The sequence below is a fragment of the Roseovarius sp. AK1035 genome, assembly GCF_003288315.1.
In the GTDB taxonomy this organism is placed as follows: Bacteria; Pseudomonadota; Alphaproteobacteria; order Rhodobacterales; family Rhodobacteraceae; genus Roseovarius; species Roseovarius mucosus_A.
This window is the reverse complement of sequence record NZ_CP030099.1, coordinates 176,488-198,456: the sequence shown is the minus strand read 5'-3', so window position 1 is coordinate 198,456 and position 21,969 is coordinate 176,488. Positions and strand designations below refer to the sequence as shown.

Genomic DNA, 21,969 nt, shown 5'->3' with positions numbered 1-21,969 from the left:
GGTTACCGGCAATAGGGCCCGTTGCCATGTTTGGCCGTGTCGAAATGCAGATGGTCCAGATGGTGCCGGTCCGAATTCGGCCCCAGCACCGTGCCGAATGTTCCGCAGGCCTCGCCATGCACGCGCTTGAGAATGCGGCCCTTATGTCCGCTATTCCAATCCCGCAACACCGAAATTTCCGTGCCATCCTTGAGCAGCAACGCCGATACGTCGATGGCCTTGCCGCGCCCATGTTCGGAAATGCGTGCGCCGGGCTGGCTATTGCGCGTGCGGCAGACGTAATGCGCGGGCACCTGTAGCCCCGTCAAACCGCCGCCCATGCGCCCGACCGCCGGCTTGGCGCTCCGGTCCACCCATTTTCCCAACGCCCGCGCCGTCGGGCAATCCAGCGTCGCCGCTTGGCTCAGCCGCACGCCATGCACAGATTCAAGCCGCACCGCGCGCTCGATGCCACAGCCATTCACCTCATGAGGTTTGAACCCCGAGACAGACCCGATCAGCCCCGGATCACCGCAAAGCCCGCCGCCCCGGCTGACCTCATCATTGTCGCTGCGCCCGCAACCCGAGGCGATCAGGCTGAGCCCCATCGCCATGCCCAGAACCGCCCGTCTCATGCCTTCTTCACTCGGCCAAAATCCGGCGCGGCGGTGTCCTGCCCGGCTTCGATGATGCCCCGCCGAATGGCGCGGGTGCGGGTGAAATAGGCATGCAGATGCGCCCCGTCGCCAATGCGAATGGCGCGTTGCAGCGCAAACAACTCCTCGGTAAAGCGGCCCAGAATTTCCAATGTCGCCTCCTTGTTGTTGAGAAATACATCGCGCCACATGGTCGGATCAGACGCGGCAATCCGGGTGAAATCCCGAAAACCGGCAGCGGAATACTTGATCACCTCGCTATCGGTCACGCGGCGCAAATCGTCGGCCACGCCGACCATCGTATAGGCAATCAGATGCGGCGCATGGCTTGTCACAGCCAGAACCAGATCGTGATGCTCGGCGTCCATCTCATCGGTGTTCGATCCAAGCGCCTGCCAGAACGCCTCCAGCCGCTCCACCGCCGCCCGGTCACTGCCCGCCTGCGGCACAATCAGGCACCAGCGATTGTCGAACAACTCGGCAAAGCCCGCGCGCGGCCCCGAATGCTCGGTCCCTGCCAAGGGATGCGCAGGCACGAAATGCACGCCAGCCGGGATATGGGGCGCGACCGCCTCGATCACCGCCTTCTTCACCGATCCCACATCGCTGACCGTGGCACCGGGCTTGAGCGCCCCCGCGATGTCAGCGGCCACCGCCCCCATCGCGCCCACCGGCACGCAAAGCACCACCAGATCGGCACCCGTCGCCGCCTCTGCCGCGCTCTCGCAGACGCGATCACACAGCCCGATCTCGCGCGCCACCTCCCGTGTCTGGTCAGAGCGCGCATAGCCGGTGATCTCGCCCACAACGCCCGCGCGGCGCATCGCATGCGCCATCGACGATGCAATCAGCCCCAGACCGATCAGCGCCACCCGGTCATAGATATGCGCCATCAGCGAACCCCCTTGAACAGGCCAATGACATGCGCCACCCGGCGACAGGCGGATTCCTCGCCCACCGTGATCCGCAACCCATTGGGAAAGCCATAGCCGCCCACCCGGCGCACGATGATCCCATCGGCGCGCAAAGCCGCATCACAGGCCGCCGCCTCGTCTTCGGACCCAAACCGCGCCAATACGAAATTGGCATGGCTCTCGTCGACCTCGACGCCGGTTTCTCGCAGCGCCTCGGTCAACCATGCGCGATTGCGCGCGGTGTCGCTGACCACTTTGGTCAACCACTCCTGATCGCGCATCGCCGCCTCTGCGGTGGCCAATTGCGTGGGCGACAGGTTAAAGGGCTGCCGGATACGGTTCAGCACTTCGATCATCGCCCCCTGCGCATAGCCCCAACCGATCCGCAGCCCGCCCAGACCATAGGCCTTGGAAAAGGTGCGCGTCATGATGACATTCTCGCGCGCCTCAACAAGGGCCACACCACCGTCATACCCATCGACAAACTCGGTATAGGCCCCGTCCAGCACCAGAATGGCGCTCTCGGGCAGGCCCTCTGCCAACCGCGCCAACTCCGCCTCGGGCAGGATCGTGCCCGTGGGATTGCCGGGATTGGCGATAAAGACAATCCGCGTCCGCGCCGTGCAGGCGCTCAGGATCGCGTCCACATCCACCACACGGTCCCGCTCGGCCACACAGACCGGCGTGGCACCAACCGCATGCGCCAGAATGGGATACATGGCAAAGCCGTGCTCGGTATGGATCACCTCGTCGCCCGCCCCGGCATAGGCTTGGGCCACGAATTGCAACACCTCATCCGATCCGACGCCACAGATCACGCGCGCGGGGTCCAGCCCATGCACCTCGGCAATCGCGGCGCGCAAGTCGGCATGGTCGGTGCCGGGATAGCGGTGCAACGTCGCGGCAGAGCGGGCAAAGGCCGCCTTGGCCTTGTCCGAGGCCCCATAGGGGCTCTCATTCGCCGAGAGTTTCAGCGTCTCGGATTTGCCCGCGATCACGGCCTCCCCGCTCTTGTAAAGCGCGATTTCCATGATGCCCGGCTGCGGCGTGATCTTGGTCATGTCATTCCCCGTCTGTCGTCAGAGGTTCTAGCTTTGGTGCCCCGGCTTGACCAGCACCAAAAGAAAAAGGCCGCGGCGGTTCCCCGTCGCGGCCTCTTCGCTGACTTTCAGAACGCTTAGTTCTGCGCGTAGAATTCGATCACGAGGTTCGGTTCCATCATCACCGGATAAGGCACATCCGACAGGCCGGGCTGACGGACAAAGGTGGCCTTCATCTTGGAATGATCCGCCTCGATGTAATCGGGCACATCGCGCTCGGCCAGTTGCACGGCCTCAAGCAGAACAGTCATCTGCTTGGAACGGTCGCGAACTTCGATCACATCGCCCTCTTTCACACGGTAGGAGGGGATGTTGACCCGCTGGCCATTCACGGTGACATGGCCATGGTTTACGAACTGGCGTGCAGCAAACATGGTCACAACGAATTTGGCGCGGTAAACCACGGCGTCCAGACGACGCTCCAGAAGGCCGATCAGGTTCTCGCCGGTGTCGCCCTTAAGACGCTCGGCCTCGGCATAGATGCGACGGAACTGCTTTTCGGTCAGGTCGCCGTAATAGCCCTTCAGTTTCTGCTTGGCGCGCAGCTGCAGGCCAAAGTCAGAAATCTTTGCCTTGCGGCGCTGACCGTGCTGGCCGGGGCCATATTCACGCTTGTTGACGGGGGATTTCGGGCGGCCCCAGATGTTTTCACCCATCCGGCGGTCAATTTTGTACTTGGCAGACGTGCGTTTGGTCACGGCTGATCTCCTTCACTTGAATCGAAGGGCGTTGTCCTCTGCGTCCCGGCACGTTCCGGTCAGCCGACAGGTCTCCCCTTGCAGGGTCCACCAACACCAATGAAGCCGCGCTTATACAGGCGCCCCAGCGGGTGTCAACAGGGGTCTTGCGCGTCCAAAGCCCGCCTCACCCCGCCTGCCGGATATGCGCCAACAGCGTCTCGGCATCCGACAGCTTGACCGGCACGCCCGCCGGGTTGTCCTGCAACCCCGGCTCGGCAAAAAGCGCGGTGATGCTGCCATCCTCCACCACCATGGAATAGCGCCAGCTGCGCTTGCCCATCCCTTGCCGCGAGCGATCGACCAACATGCCGAGGCCTGCGGCGAAATCGCCATTGCCATCCGGCAGCATCATGGTCTTTTCGATCCCCTGCGCCTTGCCCCATTGAAACATGACAAAGGCATCGTTGACCGCAGTGCAGATCACCCGGTCAATCCCCGCGGCCAGAAAATCGTCATAAAGCCGCTCATAGCCGGGCAGGTGGCTTTCGGAACAGGCGGCCGTGAACGCGCCGGGCAAGCCAAAGACGACCACTCGCTTGCCTGCAAAAATATCGGCAGTGCTCACATCCTTCCATTCAAACGGGTTGTCGCCCTCCAGCGCCGGATTGCGCACGCGGGTATGAAAGATGACATCAGGGACAGTTTTGGGGGTCACGTCGGGATCTCCGGTTCAGGCTTGAGCTATTGCCCGTCATAAACCACCCGTGCCCGGGGTAAAGGTCGGAACGCAGCCAAAGCTGCGCCCGCGCGTTCATCTGGCCAAAAATACCTCGGGGGTCCGGGGGCAGCGCCCCCGCCCCTCAGGCCGCCTCATGCGCAAGGATCGCCGCCTCCGATCCGCTCAGACAGCGCCGGGCATAGCCCCCATAATGGTTGGGCTCATATTCGAGATTGGGATTGATCGCCAATAGCCGCGCGCGGTCACCTTCATCCAAGGTCGACAGCGCCGTGCTCGCGGGATGAAAGCTCTCGGTTTCCACGCCATTGGCCCAGATGATCTGATGGCGGGGTAAAAGCAGATGGATATAGGTCACCTCGCGCGATGCCAGATCGACCGCCACCGTGTCATTGTTGATCAGGTCCCGTGCCATCACCAGCACCTCGGGCGTGTTGAAAAGCGCGCGCGCCACATCGCCCCGCACCAGCATCCGGTGCTCGGGGCTGACCAGCAATTCGGCATCCGGCCGCCCAATCCCAAGCGCGCCGGCCCGCAACCGGATCGGCCGTAGCTTGGGCATGGCAAAAAGCCGCGCGCCGCTCATCCGGCGACTGCCGATCCATTGGATTTCCTCGGCCCCATTGTCGCGGGTCTGCACGTGGTCGCCCTCGCGCAACTCCTCGACAAGACGCGGGCCCTCGGGCGTCTCGATCCGCGTGCCGGGGGTGAAACAGATCACCCCCCCGCTTGCCGGTCCGGTTGATGCCCCGCGCATCCCCTCAAGCGAGTGATGCACGATCCACATCTCGCGCCCTCGCGGCGGAATCTCGTCATGAAACATCAAAAGCGGTGCCGCCTCGCTGCCCACTTCGATGATCGTGACCGTGTAACTGCGCGTGCCGTCGGTAACGACAAAGCCCAGATCCATCAGCGGTTCTTCCATCTCCGCCGGGATCAATTCGCGCGTGTTGTTCATCGCCGCGCCCACCAGACGCCGCACCATCCGTGCCGCACGTTTGCGGTTCACGGTTTCCCCATTCGCCCCTTCCAGGCGCAACAGTTGATTTGGCCCGTCGACCCGCACCGCATCGCCCCGCCAGGACCATGTTTGTCCTACCGAAAGCGACTGCACCGGTGCAGTCGACATCCCATCCAGTTCTGTTTGCGACCAGGAAATAACGAACGTGCCTCGAAAGCCCGTCCCCATAACCCTGACTGCCTGCCTCTTCGTTTCTTTTTTTATCGCTTATTATTATCGTTAAGGTAGCAAAGGCGAATCAGTCTGAAAAGCCCTTGATTGCATTTTTGTCAGAACCGAAGCCGGAACTGCACAGCGCCCAGAAATTGGCCTTCGCGCTGCTCGTCGAATTCCTCGCTCAGCCATGTCATGCCATAGAATAGCGACGCGCCGTTGTGGTTTTCCCAATGGATGCCCGCCCGTACGCGGGTGCGATCCTCGGTCAGGGTAACACCGCTGCGCGCGGGCAGGTAATCACTGTCATCGACATAGGCGATATCCGCGCCCAAAAGAAACGCCGTGCCCGCCTGTTCGGTGCGCACCACGCGGTAACGATGGCCGGTCACGGCATCCCGCACCAGCAATTCGCCGCGCCCAATGTCCCCAAAGGTGATGTCGGCCCCGGCCCGGATCAGATCCTCAACCCCAAGCCGCGCCTCGGCAAAGGGGCGCAACCGCGCGAACCCAAGCTCGAACTCACGGCTCGCCTCAAACACACCCGAAGGGCGGATCCCATCGTCGATCTGATTGCGCCTAACCCGGTTGCCAACGTCGCGCCCGCCCAGAAAGCCGTGCAAAAAGTCTTGAAAATCATCAAGCTGCGTCTGAGGCCCGGTCACGATCAGATCCGCCCCAAGTGCGTAATCCACCTGTGCTTTCTGAAAATGCGTATGCAGGCCAAAGCCAAGCGCGCCCACATAGGGCCGATCCAGCGCGGCGGGGCGGCTCAGGTTTTCGGGTGCGATGACCTCGCCGTGAAACCGGAATTCCAGCAGCTGTCCGATGCCCGAAGGCGCTTGGCCCTGCCATGTCGGCCCCCAAACCCGGCTCGACGTGATCGAGCCCGTGCGCCAACGATCATCCGTGTCGCCCAGAACGTCATTGGTGAACAGCAGGCCATAGCCCAGACGTTGACGCCCCTCGGATTGCGCCGCGGCACTTGTGGTCAGGGCCGTCAGGCTCAGTATCGCGCTCAGGCTCACGCCAAGGGCGATGGTGAAAATCCGTGTCATCCGTCACGTTCCCCATTCTGCGCCCCCCGGCACGTTCTGAGTAGCAAAGCAATCCGTGGAATGACCAGCGAAACTTTCGCTTTTTCCGCCAAGCGTGGCGCAAATCCCATGGCCGCAGATGCGGCGGGCTCAGAGCGCGCGCATCCAAACTTGCAGATCATGCGCGCTCTCGCTCTTTGCGCCGATCTCCCGCCAGTTGAATGTGGCAATCGCTCCTGACAGCGGGGCATAGCCCCGTTTGCGCCAAAAAGCGTCAAGCGGCTGATATCCCTCGGGACGCGCCGGATGATCCTTGGGCCGCACAACCGAACAGAACGCCGCATATTCGCGCCCCAACTCTCGCGCCTGCGCCTCTCGCAGATCGAAAAACCGATGGCCAATGCCCTGCCCGCGATAGCTGGGCAATAGCACGCTTTCGGCGCAGTAAAAGATCCGTTCCAAGGCGATGCCGCTCTCGGCAAAGGCCGCGCCGAAATCGCCTGCATGATCTTCCATCGGCGCGCCCGTGGCGGCACCAATCAGCCGGTCGCCCTCATAGGCTCCCACCAGAATGGCATCGGCACTGTCGCGGTAAACCTGCAAATACCGCTCTTCATAGGCGGCATCGCCGTCATAGAGATAGGGGTAGGCGCGAAACACTTCGATCCGCAGGCGCGCCACATCCGGCAGCGCCTCACTCAGCGCCGCCCCCGTCAGCCGCGCGACCCGGATCATGCCGAAACCTGTTTCACCCAATCTGCAAGGTTGTAATAGGTCACGACGCGGGTGATCAGCCCATCCTTGAGCGTGAAAAACGACCCGGCGGGCAGGATATAGGTCTGGCCGTGTGCCTCTGGCAGGCCCGCATCGGTTTCCAGATAGGTGCCATTGACCACGAATTCCGCCGCCGCCCGTGTGCCGCCCTTGGCGTCAAAGATCACCATATCGGTCAGCTCTTCGCGGTAACACCGGCTCATATGGTCGCAAAAGTCACGAAACAGGTCCTTGCCCGTCCGCACCTGCCCCTCGTTCACATGATGGCGCACATCATCGCTCAGACAGGCCAGCATCGCGGGCACATCGCCCCTGTTGAAGGCATCGAAATAGGCTTTGACGGTCTCGTTCATAAATCCTCCCGGGGGGGTCCCCAACGGTCTTGCAAATGCCCGATGATCTGGTCTCGGGTCTGACGATAGCTATCCAACCGCGCCTCGCGCGTCTGTGCAAGGCCGGTCGGGTCCATGATCGGCCAATAAACGACATCGAGATGAAAAAAACGTGTCAGTTCCAGCGCCCGCCGCTGGCTGGCCGGGCTAAGTGCCACAATCAGGTCAAACGACGATAGATCGTCGCCCCATTGCTCCATCTGATCAAAGCTGCGGCTGCGATGCCGCTCTAGCTCCACGCCCATCTCGCGGCAGACAGCGATACTGAACCCGTCGATCTCCATGTCATTCTTGACGCCGACCGATTGCACATAGGTCTCAGAGCCATAGAACTTTTTCATGATCCCCTCGGCCATGGGCGAGCGGACAGCGTTGTGATCGCAACAGAACAGCACCGACTGCGGCAGCGGTTCGTGCATTCGTCAGCCCCCGAAATGCAGCACGCAGATCAGCGTAAACAGGCGCCGCGCGGTGTCGTTGTCGATCTCGGCCTTGCCCTCCAAGCGTTCGGCCAACACCCGCGCGCCCTCGTTGTGAATCCCGCGCCGGGCCATGTCGATCGTTTCGATCTGGCTGGGGGGCATGTTCTTGACCGCGTCGAAATAGCTTTCGCAGATGGCCCAGTAATCCTTGACCACTTGCCGAAACGGGCTCAGCGACAGATGAAACTCGGCTGCGGGTTCGTCCGTGTCGGTGCGGATGTCAAACACCAGCCGCTTCTCGCGGATCGCCAGCCCCAGTCGATAGGGCCCCTCGGGCACAGCCCGGTCTTCGCGCATGGGCAGCGCAAAACTGTTTTCCTCAATAAGGTCATACATTGCCACCTTACGCTCCTGCTCGATTTCGGGCGTGGGCGGCGGAAGGTTGGCATCGTCCAACTCGATATGGCAAATCCGGCTCATGGGTCTTACTCGTGCTGCGTCCTGGTTTCGTCCCTAGCGCAGCGCGGCGGCTGGGGCAATCTCCGAGACCTCTTGACCTGTCGCTTGATGCGCATGGCGTCACCCACTCGCCACGCCTGTCCGGAAATTGCCATGAAATCTTGGCATTTGATCACAATCTTGCCTTGTTGCCGTGGCAAATTGTTCCCAGATCGGCAATAATAATAAAAAGCAGGCTAAGCCGACCTTAAGACTATCCCGTTATAGTCGGGGAGAGCAGGTTTACCGGGGCGATTGAATGCTCGAGTTTGAGAATGTCAGCAAGTCCTTTTGGACAGGCACACAGCGCAAAGTCATCCTCGACCGGGTGTCGTTCCGCGTTGAGCTTGGCCATAGCCTTGGGATCCTCGCGCCCAATGGCACCGGCAAGACGACGCTGATCAACATGATGGCTGGGCTGGAAAAACCGGACGAGGGTGTGATCCGTCGTGGCTGCCGCATCTCCTTTCCTCTGGGCTTCATGGGGGGCGTTATCAATCGCCTCTCGGCGCTGGATAACTCGCGCTATATCGCGCGGCTCTACGGTCTCGATCCTGATTACATCGAGGCGTATTGCCGCTGGCTCTGTGGCTTGGGCGAATATTTCGACCAACCGCTCGGCACCTATTCTTCGGGCATGCGCGCGCGGTTCAGCTTCGCGCTCATGCTGGCCCTCGATTTCGATATCTATCTGATCGACGAGGGCATGCCCGGCTCGACCGATGTCGAGTTCAACCGCAAAGCTGGCGATATCCTTCAGGAACGCCTGCGCACCACCACCGTGATCATCGTCTCGCACGATCCCAAGGTGTTGGAGAAATTCGCCCGGTCCGCCGCAGTGCTGATGGGCGGTAAACTGTATATGTTCGACACCTTGGAAGAGGCAAAAGAGCTTTATGACTACGAAACCCAAGGCTAGAAAATTCCGCATCCGCCGGACTGCCGATCCCCTCGCGCCGCGCGTTGCCACCTCCGCTGACGCAGCCCCTGCGGCACCCGCCGCAGAGACACCCCCACCCCTGCAAGAGGGGCTGGTATCTTCGGCGCGCGAAACCGCGACCAGCCAGAATATCGACGATATCCGCCGCGAGGGTCTGACCGGGCGCGAATTGCGCATGGCCCGGCGTCTGGCGCAAAAATACGGGCTTGCCCCGACATCGGATTTCGACGCCGTGCGGCTCTTGCGCGCGCGCGGCATCGACCCGTTCCAGCGCGCTAATATCCTCGAACTTGTGGCCAGCGATGGGGGCACCACCCCGCCACCGCCGCCGCCCACGGCTCGCGCCTCTGCGGCCACACCCCCGCCCGAAGGCCGGGTGCAATTGCCGCAAACCGTGCCCGTCGCGCGCCAAACCCTCCCCTCGACCGAGGTCAGCCCGGCCGACCGCCGCGCCAAGGAAATTCAAGAGATTCAGCGCGATATTGGCCGCCGCCGCCGCCGTCGCCTTTTGTTGCTCTTCTCGCGCCTTGCGGCGTTTGTTCTGCTGCCAACCATCGTGGTTGGCTATTATTTCTACGTGATCGCCACGCCGATGTATGCGACCAAATCCGCCTTTCTGATCCTCTCGGCGGATGGCGGCAGCAGCACGGGCGGTGGTCTTGGTGGCCTCATCCCCAGCCAATTCGCCACGGGTCAGGATGCCATCGCAACCCAAGAATATCTGGAATCCAAAGACGCGATGCTGCGCCTTGACGAGGAACTAGGCTTTCGCGCGCATTTCAGCGATCCCTTGATCGACCCGCTCCAACGGCTTGATCCCGATGCCAGCCACGAAACCGCCTATAAACTCTACCGCAAATACGTGAAACTCGGGTACGACCCGACCGAAGGCGTCATCCGGATGGAGGTTTCGACCGCCGATCCAACCCTCAGCGCCACGTTCTCGGAACGGCTCATAAAATATGCCGAAGAACGAGTGGACGACCTTAGCCGCCAGAAACGCGACGATGCGGTCAGCACCGCCGCCGACAGCCTCGAGCAGGCCAAGGCCGACCGCCGCGCCGCCCAACAAATGCTGGTGGCCCTGCAAGAGGGCAGCATCCTTGATCCCGAGGGCGAGATTGCCAGTATCCGCAGCCTCGTGAACACTGTCGAACTCCAGCTTCAGGAAAAGGAACTGGCGCTTAATATCCAGCTCAACAACGCCCGCCCCAATCCCGCGCGCGTCGAGGCACTCCAGAGCGAGATCGAGATTCTCAGCGCCGAACTTGCCCGCCAGAAAAGCCGCCTGACCGAGGCCACCGCTGGCGAAAGCTCGCTCGCCTCCAAAACTGCCGCCATTCAGATGGCACAGGCCGACCTCGCCACCGCCGATCTCGTGCTGCAATCCGCACTCGAGGCGAAACGCCAATCCGAGATCGAGGCCAACAAGCAGGTTCGCTATCTGACGGTCAGCGTGCGGCCCCTCGCATCGCAAGATTCCTCCTATCCGCGCGCCTTTGAGAATACGATACTGGCCTTCCTGATCTTTTCTGGTATCTACCTGCTCATCTCGCTTACAGCGTCCATTCTGCGTGAACAGGTGTCTTCCTGATATGAAACATATCGACCTCAACGGGTGGGCCATCGGCAATGACCGCCCCCTGACCCTCATCGCCGGGCCTTGCCAGCTCGAATCCGCCGATCACGCCCAGATGATCGCGGGCACCCTGCAAGAGGCCTGCGCCGCCCACGGCGCGGGGCTGATCTTCAAGGGCAGCTTTGACAAGGCGAACCGCACCTCGCTCTCGGGCAAGCGCGGTCTTGGGGTCGATGAAGGGCTCAAAGTGCTGCAATCGGTCAAGGATACGCTTGGCCTGCCGGTGCTGACCGATATCCACACCGCCGACCAATGCGCGCCGGTGGCCGAGGTGGCCGATGTGCTGCAAATCCCCGCCTTTCTCTGCCGCCAGACCGATCTTTTGATCGCAGCGGGCGAAACCGGCGCGGTGATCAATGTGAAAAAGGGCCAGTTTCTCGCCCCTTGGGACATGCCCAATGTCATCTCCAAGATCGAAAGCACCGGCAACACCCGCATCCTACTGACCGAACGCGGCACGTCTTTTGGCTATAACACGCTTGTCGCCGATATGCGCAGCCTGCCGCAGATGGCCGCAACCGGCTATCCGGTGGTGATGGATGCCACCCATTCGGTGCAACAGCCCGGCGGGCGCGGCGGCAGCAGCGGCGGGCAGCGCGAATTCGCCCCCGTCATGGCCCGCGCGGCGGTCGCCTTGGGCGTGGCCTGTGTGTTCATCGAAACCCATGAAGACCCGGATAACGCGCCCTCTGATGGGCCCAATATGATCCCGCTCACGCAAATGTCAGCCCTCATCGACACGCTGATGCAGTTCGACCGTCTGGCCAAGGCCAATCCGATCCACCTCTGACCGACAAAGTGCTTTCATGACCAAACCCTTGCCAACCGTCACGCCGAACACGTGGGAATTTCTGCGCGACCCGATGATCGCCCCTACCGGCTTTCGCGAATATGACGCGCGTTGGAAATATCCCGACCAGATCAATCTGCCGGGCATTACCGCGCTTGGTCTCGGTCTTGGCACGCAAATGCACGCGCGCGGCATCGCGCCGGTGATCGCGGTTGGCAATGACTATCGTGACTACTCGCTCTCGATCAAGAACGCGCTGATCCTTGGCCTTATGCAGGCCGGAATTCAGGTCAAGGATATCGGCCCCTGCCTTTCGCCCATGGCCTATTTTGCGCAATTCCACCTCGATGTGCCCGCCGTCGCCATGGTCACCGCCTCGCATAATCCAAACGGCTGGACCGGGGTCAAGATGGGCTTTGACCGCCCGCTAACCCATGGCCCGGATGAAATGGCCGAACTGCGCGATATCGTGCTTGAGGGTCGCGGCGAGCCGCGCCCCGGCGGCGCATACGCCTTTGTCCCCGGCGTGCGCGAGGCCTATCTTGATGATCTCGTGGGTGATTTCCGCATGACCCGCAAACTCCGCGTCGTCTGCGCCACCGGCAACGGCACCGCCTCCGCCTTCGCGCCTGAATTGTTCGAACGCTTGGGGGTCGAGGTGATCCCCTCCCACAACACGCTCGATTACACCTTTCCGCATTACAATCCCAATCCCGAAGCCATGGAAATGCTGCATGACATGGCCGAAACCGTGCGCGCCACGGGGGCCGATTTCGCGCTTGGCTTTGATGGCGACGGCGACCGCTGCGGCGTTGTGGATGACGAGGGCGAGGAAATCTTTGCCGACAAGGTGGGCGTCATCATGGCGCGCGACCTGTCCAAGATTTACCCCAACGCCACTTTCGTGGCCGATGTGAAATCTACTGGCCTTTTTGCGTCTGACCCTGAACTCATAAAGAACGGCGTCACCGCCGATTACTGGAAAACCGGCCATAGCCATATGAAACGCCGGGTCAAGCAATTGGGCGCGCTCGCAGGCTTTGAGAAATCCGGTCACTACTTTCTCGCCGAACCCATCGGGCGCGGCTACGATTGCGGCATGCGCGTCGCCGTCGAGATTTGTAAACTGATGGACCGCAACCCAGATATGTCGATGTCCGACCTGCGCCGCGCGCTGCCCGTGACCTACTCGACCCCGACCATGTCGCCCTATTGTGCCGATACCGAGAAATACGCCGTGCTGGATCGCATCGTCGCGCGCCTTGTCGCGCGTCATGCCGCAGGCGAACCGCTCGCCGGGCGCACCATCAAAGAGGTCGTGACCGTCAATGGCGCCCGCGTCATTCTCGATAACGGCTCTTGGGGCCTCGTGCGCGCCTCCTCCAACACGCCCAACCTTGTTGTCGTCTGCGAAAGCAGCGTGAGCGACGCCGAAATGCGCGCCATCTTCGCCGATCTTGATGCCGTCATCCGCACCGAGCCCGGCGTGGGCGACTACGATCAGACGATCTAAAACCGGGGTTCATCTGGCCCGAAATACCTCGGGGGAGTCCCGGATTTTATCCGGGACGGGGGCAGCGCCCCCAATCCCCGCTTTGACCTTACGTAATCACCTGTCAAACCTTACAGAGCTTACACCGCTCACGCCGCAAGCCCGCGTCCTTTGAGCAGCGCCGCCACCCCCGGCATCCGCCCGCGGAATTTTAGATAGAGCGTTTCAGCATCTTCTGACCCGCCGCGCGAAAGAATTTGCGATTCCAAGGCCTTGGCCCGCTCCACATCAAATGCCCCGCCCGCTTCCTCGAAACTGGCAAAGGCATCCGCATCCATCACCTCGGACCACATATAGCTGTAATAGCCGCTGGAATAGCCATCCCCAGAGAACACATGCGCGAAATGCGGGCTGGCGTGGCGCATGGTTATGGCCCTTGGCATTCCAAGATTATCCAATATTTCCAATTGCTTGGTCATGATGTCGGCGGGCGCTTCGCCCTCATGAAAGGCCAGATCGACAAGGGCAGAGGCGACATATTCCACCGTCTGAAACCCTTGATCAAAATTCGCCGCCTTCAGCAATTTCTCCAACAATTCCCGAGGCATAGCCTCGCCCGTCGTCACATGCGTCGCATAGCGCTCCAGCACCTCGGGCACTTCCAGCCAATGCTCATAGAGCTGTGAGGGCAGTTCAACAAAGTCCCGAGCCACGGAAGTCCCTGAAATACTTTCATAATTTACATCTGACAGCATCTGGTGCAGGGCATGACCAAACTCGTGAAAGAGCGTGCGCGCATCGTCATAACTCAAAAGCGCCGGATCACCCTTTGCGAAGTTGCACACATTGATCACCACCGGGCCCTGAACCGCTGGCCGCTTCGCCTGACCGCGCATCGCAGAACACCAAGCGCCCGATCTCTTGGACCCGCGCGCAAAGTAATCTCCAATGAAAACAGCTACATGAATGCCATTGCGTGTCACCTCCCAAGCCCGGCAATCGGGGTGGTAGAGGGCCACATCCAGCGCGCGAAACTCCAACCCGAATAGCCGATTGGCACAGCCAAACGCCGCCGCGATCATCCCCTCCAGCGACAGATAGGGTTTGAGCGCCGCCTCCTCCAGATCATGCTCGGCCTGCCGCCGTTTCTCGGCATAGTAACGCCAATCCCACGGCTCTAATTCTCCATTGATTCCATCGGCTTGCATCATTTCCGTAAGCCGCGCCGCGTCTCGTTCCGCCTGCGCCTTGGCCGGTTCCCAAACCGCCATCAACAGGTCGCGCACCGCCTCCGGCGTCTTGGCCATCTCGGTTTCCAGCTTGTAGGCGGCAAAGCTCTCATAGCCCAACAACGCGGCCCGTTCCGCGCGCAGGCGCAAAATCTCGGCGGCCACCTCGCGATTGTCAGTTTCACCGCCCATGGCACCACGCGAAACCCATGATTCATATGCCTTTTTCCGCAAGTCGCGGCGCGGCGAAAATTGCAGGAACGGCACGATCAACGACCGGGACAAGGTGATCACCGGCTGCTCTAACCCCTTTTCACGCCCCGCCGAACGGGCGGCATCGACCAGAAAGTCGGGCAATCCCTCCAGATCTGCCTCTGCCAATTCCATATGCCACCCGGCCTCATCCGCCAGAAGGTTCTGCGTGAACGCCGTTCCCAATTCCGCCAACCGCGCCATGATTTGGCGCATCCGGGCTTCCTCATCCCCGGTCAATGCCGCGCCAGAGCGGCGAAATCCCCGGTGGGTCAGCATCAGCAAACGCGCTTCTTCCGGTGTCAGATCGAGCGTATCCCGCGCCGCCCAAAGGCTCTCAATCCGCGAAAAAAGCGCTTTGTTTCCATAGAGTTCCGACGAATAAGCTGCGAGCTTTGGGGCGAATTCGCGCTGCAATTCCTGCCGCTTGGGATTGCTGTCCGCGCCCGCCAATGTGTAAAACACCGACAACACGCGGTCCAATCCCTTTCCTGACGCTTCTAGCGCCTCAATCGTATTGGCAAAGCTGGGAGGGGCCGAGTTTTCCGCGATGGCCATCACCTCGGCGCGCGCTTGGGCGAGGGCGGTGTCGAACGCGGGCGCAAAATCCGCGTCTGAAATCGCATCGAACGGGGCGAGATCAAACGTCGTATTCCAATCAGCCAGCAACATGTTGGTCATTCTTCTCTCCTCTTCCCCCACATATGGGGCAATTTTCTCGGCGGCTTAGCCCGATCTTGCGGCTTTCGCCATAAAGCGCGTCATAGATCAGCATCTCGCCGCGCAGCGCCTGCCCCGCGCCGGTGATCACCTTGATAGCCTCTGCTGCCATCATCGCGCCGACTACGCCGGGCAGGGGCCCCAATACGCCCGCCTCAGAACAAGAGGGGGCAAGACCGGGGGCAGGGGCCTCTGGGAAAATGCATTGATAGCAGGGGGTGCCATTGGCCGGATCGAACACGCTCAACTGTCCTTCCCATTGCGACAAAGCGCCGGAAATCAGTGGCTTAGATGTCTTGACCGCAGCTGAATTGGCGAGGTAGCGCGTGGTGAAATTGTCAGTTCCGTCAAGGATCAGATCATAGTCCGCAAAGAGGTCTGCGGCAATCTCGGGTGTTAGCCGCCGCTGATATGGGCGCACCACGACATGCGGATTTTGCGCCTGCATCGCGGCCATGGCCGATTGCACTTTGGGCAGGCCAATGTCTGCGTCGCGGTGGATCACCTGCCGCTGCAAGTTGGAATTGTCTACCGTGTCATCGTCGATGACCCCAATGGTGCCCACACCCGCCGCCGCCAGATAGAGCAGCGCCGGAGAGCCAAGACCGCCCGCGCCAATCACCAGAACGCGGGCCTGTTTGAGCGATTTTTGCCCCGGCCCACCAATTTCCCTGAGCACGATGTGACGCGCATAGCGTCCAAGCTCTGTCTCTGAAAACAAGGGCTTAGCTGCATTTGGTGGTGTTTCGCCCCGCACTGAGCGGGCGCGCAAGCGCCGCAATCCTTGGCGGTACACCAGCCCGATTGCCACCGCCCCGCCGATCATCAGCCAGAGCGCCGGGCTCTCTCCCGTGGCCATGCGTAGCGGGTGGCCAGCAGGCAGTACGAAATGCGCCAGAACGACCCCCGCCCATAGCCCTGCGATCATCCCCCACCGAAGCCGCCGCGGTGTTCCCAATGCAGCACCGATGCCCCAGAGCACCGCCGCCATGACCCCCACCAACAGCATCACTCAACCCCCGTCGAGCCGAACCCACCCGCGCCGCGCGCGGTCGGCTCCAGCGTTTCGACCAGGTCAAACCGCGCCTGCAGAACAGGGGCCACCACCATCTGAGCGATCCGCATTCCATGAGTGATTTCAAAGGTTTCTGTTCCGGCATTCAGTACAATCACGCCCAACGGCCCGCGATAATCGCTGTCGATGGTGCCTGGGCTATTGGGGAGTGTGATTCCATGCTTGAGGGCAAGGCCAGAGCGGGGCCGCAGCTGCACCTCATACCCCGTTGGAATGGCGAGTCTCAGCCCTGTGGGCACCAGCACCCGCGCACCGGGCGCAAGGGTAACTGCCCCGCGATCCGGGAAATTCGCGCGCAGATCGGCCCCCGCCGCGCCGGCGGTTTCATAGGTGGGCAGGCCAAGGGCCCGGTCGGCACCCTCCTCCCATTGAACCGCGACGGTCAGCATGGGCCCCTCTTCATCGTTTTGAAAATACGCATGATTTCAGGTCAGCACCGTTGCAATCCGAGCAGCCAGCAATTCTGCCACCTGATGCTTTCCCATGCGCGGCCATTCCTCGGCCCCGTCTGCGGTGATCAGCGTCACGGCATTCTCGGTGCCGCCCATGATGCCCGTAGAGGGGCGCACATCATTGGCGACGATCCAATCACAGCCTTTGCGCACCCGTTTGGCGGTGGCGTTGTCGATGACGTCATCGGTTTCCGCGGCAAAGCCTACAACCAGCCGTGGTCTGCTTTCCGCTCTTTGACTGAGCGTCGCCAGAATGTCGGGGTTCTCGGCAAATTCCAGCACCGGCAGACCGCTCTTGGTTTTCTTGATTTTGCTCTCGCTGGCACTGGTCACGCGCCAATCCGCGACAGCAGCGGCACAAATAGCGGCCTCGACCGGCAGGGCCTGTTCAACCGCCGCGAGCATCTCTTGCGCTGTCTCGACGCGGATCACTGTTACCCCATCGGGTGGCGGCACCGTGCTTGGGCCAGTGACAAAGATCACCTGCGCCCCGAGCGCGGCCAACGCGCCGGCAATTGCCGTGCCCTGCGCCCCTGACGAGCGGTTGGCGATATAACGCACCGGGTCGATGGGCTCATGCGTGGGGCCGGAGGTTACAAGCACGCGGCGTCCGCGCAAGGGGCCGTTGCCAAGCGCTGTCTCGATAGCGCTTAGGATTTCCGGCACTTCGGCCATGCGGCCCGGACCGTGCTCACCGCAGGCCATATCGCCCGCATTGGGGCCAACAAAGGCAATGCCATCCCCTTTGAGCGTGGCGATATTGCGCTCTGTGGCAGGGTGTTGCCACATCCGCACGTTCATTGCAGGGGCAATCAGCACGGGCGTATCCGTGGCGAGTAGAACCGTCGAGGCAAGGTCATCCGCCCGCCCCGTCGCCATTTTGGCCATGAGGTCAGCGGTGGCCGGGGCTACCACGATCAGATCGGCAGAGCGGCTAAGTTGGATATGGCCCATCTCTGCCTCATCGGTGAGGTCGAACAGGTCTGAGAAGACTTTGCGCCCAGCCAAGGCCGAGACTGACAAAGGTGTCACGAATTCCGCCCCGGCGCGCGTCAGCACCGGCGTTACCATGGCCCCGCGTTCGCGCAGACGCCGGATGAGGTCAAGCGTCTTGTAGGCCGCGATACCGCCGCCGATGATCAAAAGAATGCGTTTCGAGCCGAGCATGGGGGTTCCCTGTGACATGTGCCCTGACACTAGGGCCGGGGCAGAGGCCGCGCAAGGGTGCGGCAGATCACTGAAAGGCCGCGCAGGGATCGGGCCGCTCGACCGCAGGCGCGCTTGTGACCATGTCAAACCCACCGTCAAGCGGGCTGTCATCTTCGGTCTGGCCCAAAACCCAGATGTCGAGATCGGGCGCGACCTTGGTCAGATAGGCAGGCACGCCCCAATCGCGGCGGGCGTGGCCATTGCCCGTGATCACGGCCACTGGACCGCCGGTTGCCTCGAGCGCCTCGACCGTTGTACGGGCTAAAACCGCATCGCGCAGGCGTTGGATGGCAACCATACCGGGCAGCATCTCTGGGGGCAGGGCGTTGCAATGCGCCTCCATCTGGAGTGTTTCCCGCGCGGTCTGTTCCTCTGGGGGCAGGTCGCGGTCAAGGCCATAGCGTGCGGCCTCTGGGCCAAAAGAGGCGGCAGGCCCGGTGGACAGCGCCGATCTTGCGGCCTGACGAGGGACCTGCGCGCCATAAATACGCGCCTCTGGTGCGGCGCTGAAGATGGGGTAATACATGGCAAAATCGGGCCAGCCGCTTTCATCCCACGCAAGGGCTGCGGCCAATTTTGCTTGATCCCCGCGCAGCTCGGGTGTCACTTTTGATGCCTGCTCCTCGGTCAGCATCTCGAACACGATCGCCTTGGGTTGCAATTCAAGCACCCGCTCTGCCTGTTCGGCATGATGCGCGGGGTTGTCATGCACCTCGCCCAAGATCACCACATCCTGCGATAGGGCGGGTCCGGCTATCAAGAGGCCAGTAAAGAGGGCAAGCGCGCGCAGGATCATGCGAGCAGGTTTTGCACCTCGCCCCCATGCTTTTCAAGATGTTTGCGCATTTTCTGGAAGGCTGCTGCCTCAAGCTGTCGCACGCGCTCTTTGCTAAGGTTCAATTCCTCACCAAGGCTTTCAAGGGTGCGCGGATCATCGCGCAGCTTGCGTTCGCGCACGATAAAGCGTTCGCGGTCGTTTAACCGAGACAGCGCATCGGCCAACCATGTGCGCAGGGCATGCATGTCGTGGTCGCGTTCCACGATCTCATCACCGCGCGCGCCGTCATCCTCAAGCGTGTCGATCCACTGGCGACCTTCATCCTCTGACGATTGCGTTGCGTTCAATGAAAAATCAGACCCCGAGAGCCGACCTTCCATCATCTCAACATCGCGCAGCGGAACACCCACCTCATGGGCAATCATTTCGCGCAATTGATAGCCGTCAAGCTGCTCGCCATTGGCAAGCGCCTCACGTTCCAGCCGCGCTTGCACCCGGCGCATATTGAAAAACAACGACTTTTGCGATGAGGTTGACCCGGTGCGCACCATCGACCAATTGCGCATCACATAGTCCTGAATGCTGGCCTTGATCCACCAGACCGCATAGGTCGAAAAGCGTACGCCGCGATCAGGGTCAAATTTGTCAGCAGCCTTCATCAAGCCGAGGCCAGCCTCTTGGATGAGGTCATTCATCGGCGCACCGTAGCGGCGGAATTTCGACGCCATGGAGATCGCGAGCCGCATGTAGGCGTTGATGAGGCGATGCAAAGCCTCTTCGTCGCGCTGATCGCGCCAGGCGTAGGCGAGCGCCAATTCGGTTTCGGCATCCAGCATTTCCGCTTTCATGGCGGTGCGAGACATGGACCTTTGCTGCGGTGCGTCGAGTGGCATCGGATTTCCCCCTATCGGCGGCGTGACTTCGTTGCGCCCTTTTTCCTCTTGTCGCAAAGTGCTACGCAGCGCAGGCGTGACCGGATTAAAAAAAGGAGTGCGCGTGTCGAACCATCCACGACTGAGCCTTGTTCTAGGTGGGGCCGCTTCGGGCAAGTCGGGCTTTGCCGAGGCGCTTGTCACCGGCACGGGCCGTAACCGCGTTTATCTTGCGACGGCACAGGCCTTTGACGACGAAATGCAGGCCAAGTTGGTGCGTCATCGGGTGATGCGCGGCCCGGATTGGCGCACGATCGAGGCGCCACTTGATCTGGCGCCCGCGCTTCAACAGGCGGCGGCGGACGATATCGTGCTGCTTGATTGTATCACGATGTGGCTCAGCAATCACCTCTTGGCGGAACATGATCTTGAGGCGGCTCAATCGGCGCTTCTCGCGGCGCTGGATGCCTGTGCTGCGCCGGTTGTTATGGTCTCGAACGAGGTGGGCCTGTCGGTCGTGCCAGATAACGCGCTTGCCCGCCGATTCCGCGACGCGCAGGGGCGGGTCAATCAGGTTTTGGCGGCGCGGTCTGAACTGGTAGTGCATGTTATTGCGGGCCTGCCGCAGGTGCTCAAGGGCACGCTACCTTGAGCCGCTTTTTCTGGGTTCGCCACGGCCCCACCCATGCCAAATCCATGGTAGGTTGGTCGGATATCCCTGCAGATTTGAGCGATGCGGCGCGGCTGGCACGGGTGGCTTCGCATTTGCCCAGCAATGCCATAGTGATTTCGTCGGACCTGAGCCGCGCGCGCGCAACCGCTGACGCCATTTCAGGTGGGCGTGAAAGGCTGCCCGATGATGCTGACCTGCGCGAAATCCACTTTGGTGCCTGGGAGTTACAGGCCTTTGACACGGTGCCCGACCAACCCCTTTTGCGCGCCTTCTGGGAGCAACCGGGCGATATCCGTGCGCCCGGAGGCGAAAGCTGGCATGAGGTATCGGCGCGCGTCTCTCGTGCCGCAGAGCGGCTGCGCATGGCCTATCCGGGGCGCGACATCGTAGCCGTGGCTCATATGGGCGCAATCCTGACCCAAGTCCAAGCGGCGCTTGGCGTCACGGCCTATGAAGCATTTGGGCATCGGATCGACAACCTTTCAGTGACGGAATTGCACTGGCTTAATGGGGGCTGGCGCGCACAGGTGATCAATCATCATCCGTGATGTCGAGGCGCACAAAATCGCGCTAGGAACCAGCCACAGCCAGAGATAGCATCGCGCCATGACCTATGATCTCATCCTTGGCGATTACGCCTATTCCTCTTGGTCCCTGCGCGGGTGGCTCTTGCTGGCGCGCTTTGGAGTCCCGTATCGCGTGCGCTTGCTCGATTTTGATGCCGAAGCAAGCGTGGCGCAGCAATTGGCGGATCTGGCCCCGGCGCGCACAGTGCCCGTGCTGGTCACCCCCGAAGGTGTGGCAGTGTCAGACAGTTTCGCCATGGCCGAGGAACTGGCCAGCCGCCATCCCGAGGCGGGGATATGGCCCAAGGATGCGCGTGCCCGCGCCACGGCGCGAACGCTTGTAGCCGAAATGCACGCGGGCTTTGGCGCCCTGCGCGGCGATTGCCCGATGAACCTGCGCACTGCCTATTCCGGCGTGACACCTTCGGCGGCGGTGCTGGCTGATCTGGCGCGGATCGAAACCCTATGGCAGCACGCCCGCGCCACCTGCGCGCCGACCGGCCCTTGGCTTTGTGGTGATTATAGTGCGGCAGATGCGTTCTTTGCCCCAGTGGCGGCACGGATTGCTGGCTACGGCCTTTCGGTGTCCGAGGAGGCCCGTGCCTATGTCGCCGCTCATCTGGCCGACCCCGCGTTCCGCCGTTGGCGGGCGATGGGGCTGGTGCGCGGTGCGACGCTTGCCCGCTATGCCAAACCCTATGCCACAGTGCCTTGGCCCGGGCCGGTGCCGCGACCGGCGCGCGCTGTGGCCGAGGGCACGCCTGAGAACATGGCTTGCCCTTATTCCGGCGATCCGGTGACCGACCTCATGGAAAGCGAAGGCCGGATCTTTGGCTTTTGCAATCCCTTTTGCCGGGATAAGACCGTGGCGGACCCGGATGCTTGGCCCGCGTTTGTTGCTCTGCGCGACGGCGTTTGAT

At 61.7% G+C, this 21,969-nt stretch carries 24 protein-coding genes; 7 read left to right on the top strand and 17 right to left on the bottom strand.

Annotated elements, in window-relative coordinates; genetic code table 11:
• Nucleotides 1-2 precede the first annotated feature (2 nt).
• The 11 genes from RAK1035_RS01015 to RAK1035_RS00965 form a co-directional block, all read right to left on the bottom strand.
• Nucleotides 3-614 carry an extensin-like domain-containing protein gene (locus RAK1035_RS01015; protein WP_008280760.1) on the bottom strand — a complete coding sequence of 204 codons (612 nt, stop codon included), beginning with the start codon at nucleotides 612-614 and terminating at the stop codon, nucleotides 3-5.
• Nucleotides 611-1,528 carry a prephenate/arogenate dehydrogenase family protein gene (locus RAK1035_RS01010; protein ID WP_008280759.1) on the bottom strand — a complete coding sequence of 306 codons (918 nt, stop codon included), beginning with the start codon at nucleotides 1,526-1,528 and terminating at the stop codon, nucleotides 611-613. The genes RAK1035_RS01015 and RAK1035_RS01010 overlap by 4 nt, the downstream gene beginning before the upstream one ends.
• The gene (gene hisC / locus RAK1035_RS01005) at nucleotides 1,528-2,610 is read right to left on the bottom strand and encodes a histidinol-phosphate transaminase (RefSeq protein WP_008280758.1); all 1,083 of its coding nucleotides are present in this window, start codon (nucleotides 2,608-2,610) and stop codon (nucleotides 1,528-1,530) included. The genes RAK1035_RS01010 and hisC overlap by 1 nt, the downstream gene beginning before the upstream one ends.
• Before the next feature lie 116 nt (nucleotides 2,611-2,726).
• Entirely contained in the window at nucleotides 2,727-3,347 is a 621-nt protein-coding gene (rpsD, locus tag RAK1035_RS01000) for a 30S ribosomal protein S4 (RefSeq protein WP_008280757.1), read from the bottom strand.
• Between the two features lie 166 nt (nucleotides 3,348-3,513).
• A complete protein-coding gene (locus tag RAK1035_RS00995) occupies nucleotides 3,514-4,044 on the bottom strand; it encodes a peroxiredoxin (protein WP_008280756.1) in 531 nt (176 codons plus the stop codon).
• Nucleotides 4,045-4,189: 145 nt separating this feature from the next.
• On the bottom strand, nucleotides 4,190-5,254 hold the full coding sequence (locus RAK1035_RS00990) for a Hint domain-containing protein (protein WP_037297493.1): 1,065 nt from the start codon (nucleotides 5,252-5,254) through the stop codon (nucleotides 4,190-4,192).
• Nucleotides 5,255-5,355: 101 nt separating this feature from the next.
• Nucleotides 5,356-6,297 carry a lipid A-modifier LpxR family protein gene (locus RAK1035_RS00985; protein ID WP_008280754.1) on the bottom strand — a complete coding sequence of 314 codons (942 nt, stop codon included), beginning with the start codon at nucleotides 6,295-6,297 and terminating at the stop codon, nucleotides 5,356-5,358.
• Between the two features lie 129 nt (nucleotides 6,298-6,426).
• Nucleotides 6,427-7,011 carry a GNAT family N-acetyltransferase gene (locus RAK1035_RS00980; RefSeq protein ID WP_008280753.1) on the bottom strand — a complete coding sequence of 195 codons (585 nt, stop codon included), beginning with the start codon at nucleotides 7,009-7,011 and terminating at the stop codon, nucleotides 6,427-6,429.
• A complete protein-coding gene (locus RAK1035_RS00975) occupies nucleotides 7,008-7,403 on the bottom strand; it encodes a ketosteroid isomerase-related protein (protein WP_008280752.1) in 396 nt (131 codons plus the stop codon). Before RAK1035_RS00975 ends, RAK1035_RS00980 begins: the two co-directional genes overlap by 4 nt.
• Entirely contained in the window at nucleotides 7,400-7,861 is a 462-nt protein-coding gene (locus RAK1035_RS00970; protein ID WP_008280751.1) for an arsenate-mycothiol transferase ArsC, read from the bottom strand. Before RAK1035_RS00970 ends, RAK1035_RS00975 begins: the two co-directional genes overlap by 4 nt.
• Before the next feature lie 3 nt (nucleotides 7,862-7,864).
• A complete protein-coding gene (locus tag RAK1035_RS00965) occupies nucleotides 7,865-8,344 on the bottom strand; it encodes a UPF0262 family protein (protein WP_008280750.1) in 480 nt (159 codons plus the stop codon).
• A 277-nt stretch (nucleotides 8,345-8,621) separates the two neighbouring features.
• Between RAK1035_RS00965 and RAK1035_RS00960 the strand changes: the two genes are divergently transcribed.
• Genes RAK1035_RS00960 through RAK1035_RS00945 form a run of 4 tightly spaced genes read left to right on the top strand, consistent with a single transcriptional unit; the run spans nucleotide 8,622 to nucleotide 13,244 of the window.
• Nucleotides 8,622-9,281, top strand: a complete 660-nt coding sequence (locus RAK1035_RS00960) for an ABC transporter ATP-binding protein (RefSeq protein WP_008280749.1) — start codon at nucleotides 8,622-8,624, stop codon at nucleotides 9,279-9,281.
• Entirely contained in the window at nucleotides 9,259-10,896 is a 1,638-nt protein-coding gene (locus RAK1035_RS00955; RefSeq protein WP_008280748.1) for a capsule polysaccharide transporter, read from the top strand. The genes RAK1035_RS00960 and RAK1035_RS00955 overlap by 23 nt, the downstream gene beginning before the upstream one ends.
• A 1-nt stretch (nucleotide 10,897) precedes the next feature.
• Nucleotides 10,898-11,731 carry a 3-deoxy-8-phosphooctulonate synthase gene (gene kdsA, locus RAK1035_RS00950; RefSeq protein WP_008280747.1) on the top strand — a complete coding sequence of 278 codons (834 nt, stop codon included), beginning with the start codon at nucleotides 10,898-10,900 and terminating at the stop codon, nucleotides 11,729-11,731.
• A 16-nt stretch (nucleotides 11,732-11,747) separates the two neighbouring features.
• Nucleotides 11,748-13,244: a phosphomannomutase/phosphoglucomutase gene (locus tag RAK1035_RS00945; protein WP_008280746.1), complete on the top strand. Its 1,497-nt coding sequence runs from the start codon at nucleotides 11,748-11,750 to the stop codon at nucleotides 13,242-13,244.
• Between the two features lie 128 nt (nucleotides 13,245-13,372).
• Here RAK1035_RS00945 and RAK1035_RS00940 read toward each other — a convergent pair whose 3' ends face one another.
• From RAK1035_RS00940 to RAK1035_RS00915, 6 genes are all read right to left on the bottom strand, one after another.
• On the bottom strand, nucleotides 13,373-15,385 hold the full coding sequence (locus RAK1035_RS00940; RefSeq protein ID WP_008280745.1) for a M3 family metallopeptidase: 2,013 nt from the start codon (nucleotides 15,383-15,385) through the stop codon (nucleotides 13,373-13,375).
• Nucleotides 15,363-16,433: a HesA/MoeB/ThiF family protein gene (locus RAK1035_RS00935; protein WP_008280744.1), complete on the bottom strand. Its 1,071-nt coding sequence runs from the start codon at nucleotides 16,431-16,433 to the stop codon at nucleotides 15,363-15,365. Before RAK1035_RS00935 ends, RAK1035_RS00940 begins: the two co-directional genes overlap by 23 nt.
• Entirely contained in the window at nucleotides 16,433-16,888 is a 456-nt protein-coding gene (gene dut / locus RAK1035_RS00930) for a dUTP diphosphatase (RefSeq protein ID WP_008280743.1), read from the bottom strand. The genes RAK1035_RS00935 and dut overlap by 1 nt, the downstream gene beginning before the upstream one ends.
• 36 nt (nucleotides 16,889-16,924) lie before the next feature.
• Nucleotides 16,925-18,118, bottom strand: a complete 1,194-nt coding sequence (gene coaBC, locus RAK1035_RS00925) for a bifunctional phosphopantothenoylcysteine decarboxylase/phosphopantothenate--cysteine ligase CoaBC (protein WP_008280742.1) — start codon at nucleotides 18,116-18,118, stop codon at nucleotides 16,925-16,927.
• A 67-nt stretch (nucleotides 18,119-18,185) separates the two neighbouring features.
• Nucleotides 18,186-18,956: a ChaN family lipoprotein gene (locus RAK1035_RS00920; protein ID WP_008280741.1), complete on the bottom strand. Its 771-nt coding sequence runs from the start codon at nucleotides 18,954-18,956 to the stop codon at nucleotides 18,186-18,188.
• Entirely contained in the window at nucleotides 18,953-19,786 is an 834-nt protein-coding gene (locus RAK1035_RS00915) for an RNA polymerase factor sigma-32 (RefSeq protein WP_008280740.1), read from the bottom strand. Before RAK1035_RS00915 ends, RAK1035_RS00920 begins: the two co-directional genes overlap by 4 nt.
• A 142-nt stretch (nucleotides 19,787-19,928) precedes the next feature.
• Here RAK1035_RS00915 and cobU point away from each other — a divergent pair, with 142 nt between their 5' ends.
• From cobU to RAK1035_RS00900, 3 genes are read left to right on the top strand one after another with little or no spacing between them, the layout of a single operon-like run.
• Nucleotides 19,929-20,462, top strand: coding sequence for a bifunctional adenosylcobinamide kinase/adenosylcobinamide-phosphate guanylyltransferase (gene cobU, locus RAK1035_RS00910; RefSeq protein ID WP_008280739.1), 534 nt, complete (start codon nucleotides 19,929-19,931; stop codon nucleotides 20,460-20,462).
• Nucleotides 20,459-21,031, top strand: a complete 573-nt coding sequence (locus RAK1035_RS00905; protein ID WP_037297489.1) for a histidine phosphatase family protein — start codon at nucleotides 20,459-20,461, stop codon at nucleotides 21,029-21,031. Before cobU ends, RAK1035_RS00905 begins: the two co-directional genes overlap by 4 nt.
• Nucleotides 21,032-21,089: 58 nt before the next feature.
• A complete protein-coding gene (locus RAK1035_RS00900) occupies nucleotides 21,090-21,968 on the top strand; it encodes a glutathione S-transferase (protein ID WP_008280737.1) in 879 nt (292 codons plus the stop codon).
• Nucleotide 21,969 lies beyond the last annotated feature (1 nt).

What these genes read in the sequence shown, in the direction of transcription:
- RAK1035_RS00965 (WP_008280750.1), bottom strand. Translation starts at nt 8,344, where the DNA reads ATGAGCCGGATTTGCCATATCGAGTTGGACGATGCCAACCTTCCGCCG.
- RAK1035_RS00935 (WP_008280744.1), bottom strand. Translation starts at nt 16,433, where the DNA reads ATGCTGTTGGTGGGGGTCATGGCGGCGGTGCTCTGGGGCATCGGTGCT.
- RAK1035_RS00955 (WP_008280748.1), top strand. Translation starts at nt 9,259, where the DNA reads ATGACTACGAAACCCAAGGCTAGAAAATTCCGCATCCGCCGGACTGCC.
- RAK1035_RS00920 (WP_008280741.1), bottom strand. Translation starts at nt 18,956, where the DNA reads ATGATCCTGCGCGCGCTTGCCCTCTTTACTGGCCTCTTGATAGCCGGA.
- coaBC (WP_008280742.1), bottom strand. Translation starts at nt 18,118, where the DNA reads ATGCTCGGCTCGAAACGCATTCTTTTGATCATCGGCGGCGGTATCGCG.
- RAK1035_RS01015 (WP_008280760.1), bottom strand. Translation starts at nt 614, where the DNA reads ATGAGACGGGCGGTTCTGGGCATGGCGATGGGGCTCAGCCTGATCGCC.
- dut (WP_008280743.1), bottom strand. Translation starts at nt 16,888, where the DNA reads ATGCTGACCGTCGCGGTTCAATGGGAGGAGGGTGCCGACCGGGCCCTT.
- RAK1035_RS00900 (WP_008280737.1), top strand. Translation starts at nt 21,090, where the DNA reads ATGACCTATGATCTCATCCTTGGCGATTACGCCTATTCCTCTTGGTCC.
- RAK1035_RS00970 (WP_008280751.1), bottom strand. Translation starts at nt 7,861, where the DNA reads ATGCACGAACCGCTGCCGCAGTCGGTGCTGTTCTGTTGCGATCACAAC.
- kdsA (WP_008280747.1), top strand. Translation starts at nt 10,898, where the DNA reads ATGAAACATATCGACCTCAACGGGTGGGCCATCGGCAATGACCGCCCC.
- RAK1035_RS01010 (WP_008280759.1), bottom strand. Translation starts at nt 1,528, where the DNA reads ATGGCGCATATCTATGACCGGGTGGCGCTGATCGGTCTGGGGCTGATT.
- RAK1035_RS00985 (WP_008280754.1), bottom strand. Translation starts at nt 6,297, where the DNA reads ATGACACGGATTTTCACCATCGCCCTTGGCGTGAGCCTGAGCGCGATA.
- hisC (WP_008280758.1), bottom strand. Translation starts at nt 2,610, where the DNA reads ATGACCAAGATCACGCCGCAGCCGGGCATCATGGAAATCGCGCTTTAC.
- RAK1035_RS00960 (WP_008280749.1), top strand. Translation starts at nt 8,622, where the DNA reads ATGCTCGAGTTTGAGAATGTCAGCAAGTCCTTTTGGACAGGCACACAG.
- RAK1035_RS00915 (WP_008280740.1), bottom strand. Translation starts at nt 19,786, where the DNA reads ATGAAAGCGGAAATGCTGGATGCCGAAACCGAATTGGCGCTCGCCTAC.
- RAK1035_RS00945 (WP_008280746.1), top strand. Translation starts at nt 11,748, where the DNA reads ATGACCAAACCCTTGCCAACCGTCACGCCGAACACGTGGGAATTTCTG.
- RAK1035_RS00990 (WP_037297493.1), bottom strand. Translation starts at nt 5,254, where the DNA reads ATGGGGACGGGCTTTCGAGGCACGTTCGTTATTTCCTGGTCGCAAACA.
- RAK1035_RS00975 (WP_008280752.1), bottom strand. Translation starts at nt 7,403, where the DNA reads ATGAACGAGACCGTCAAAGCCTATTTCGATGCCTTCAACAGGGGCGAT.
- RAK1035_RS00940 (WP_008280745.1), bottom strand. Translation starts at nt 15,385, where the DNA reads ATGACCAACATGTTGCTGGCTGATTGGAATACGACGTTTGATCTCGCC.
- RAK1035_RS00980 (WP_008280753.1), bottom strand. Translation starts at nt 7,011, where the DNA reads ATGATCCGGGTCGCGCGGCTGACGGGGGCGGCGCTGAGTGAGGCGCTG.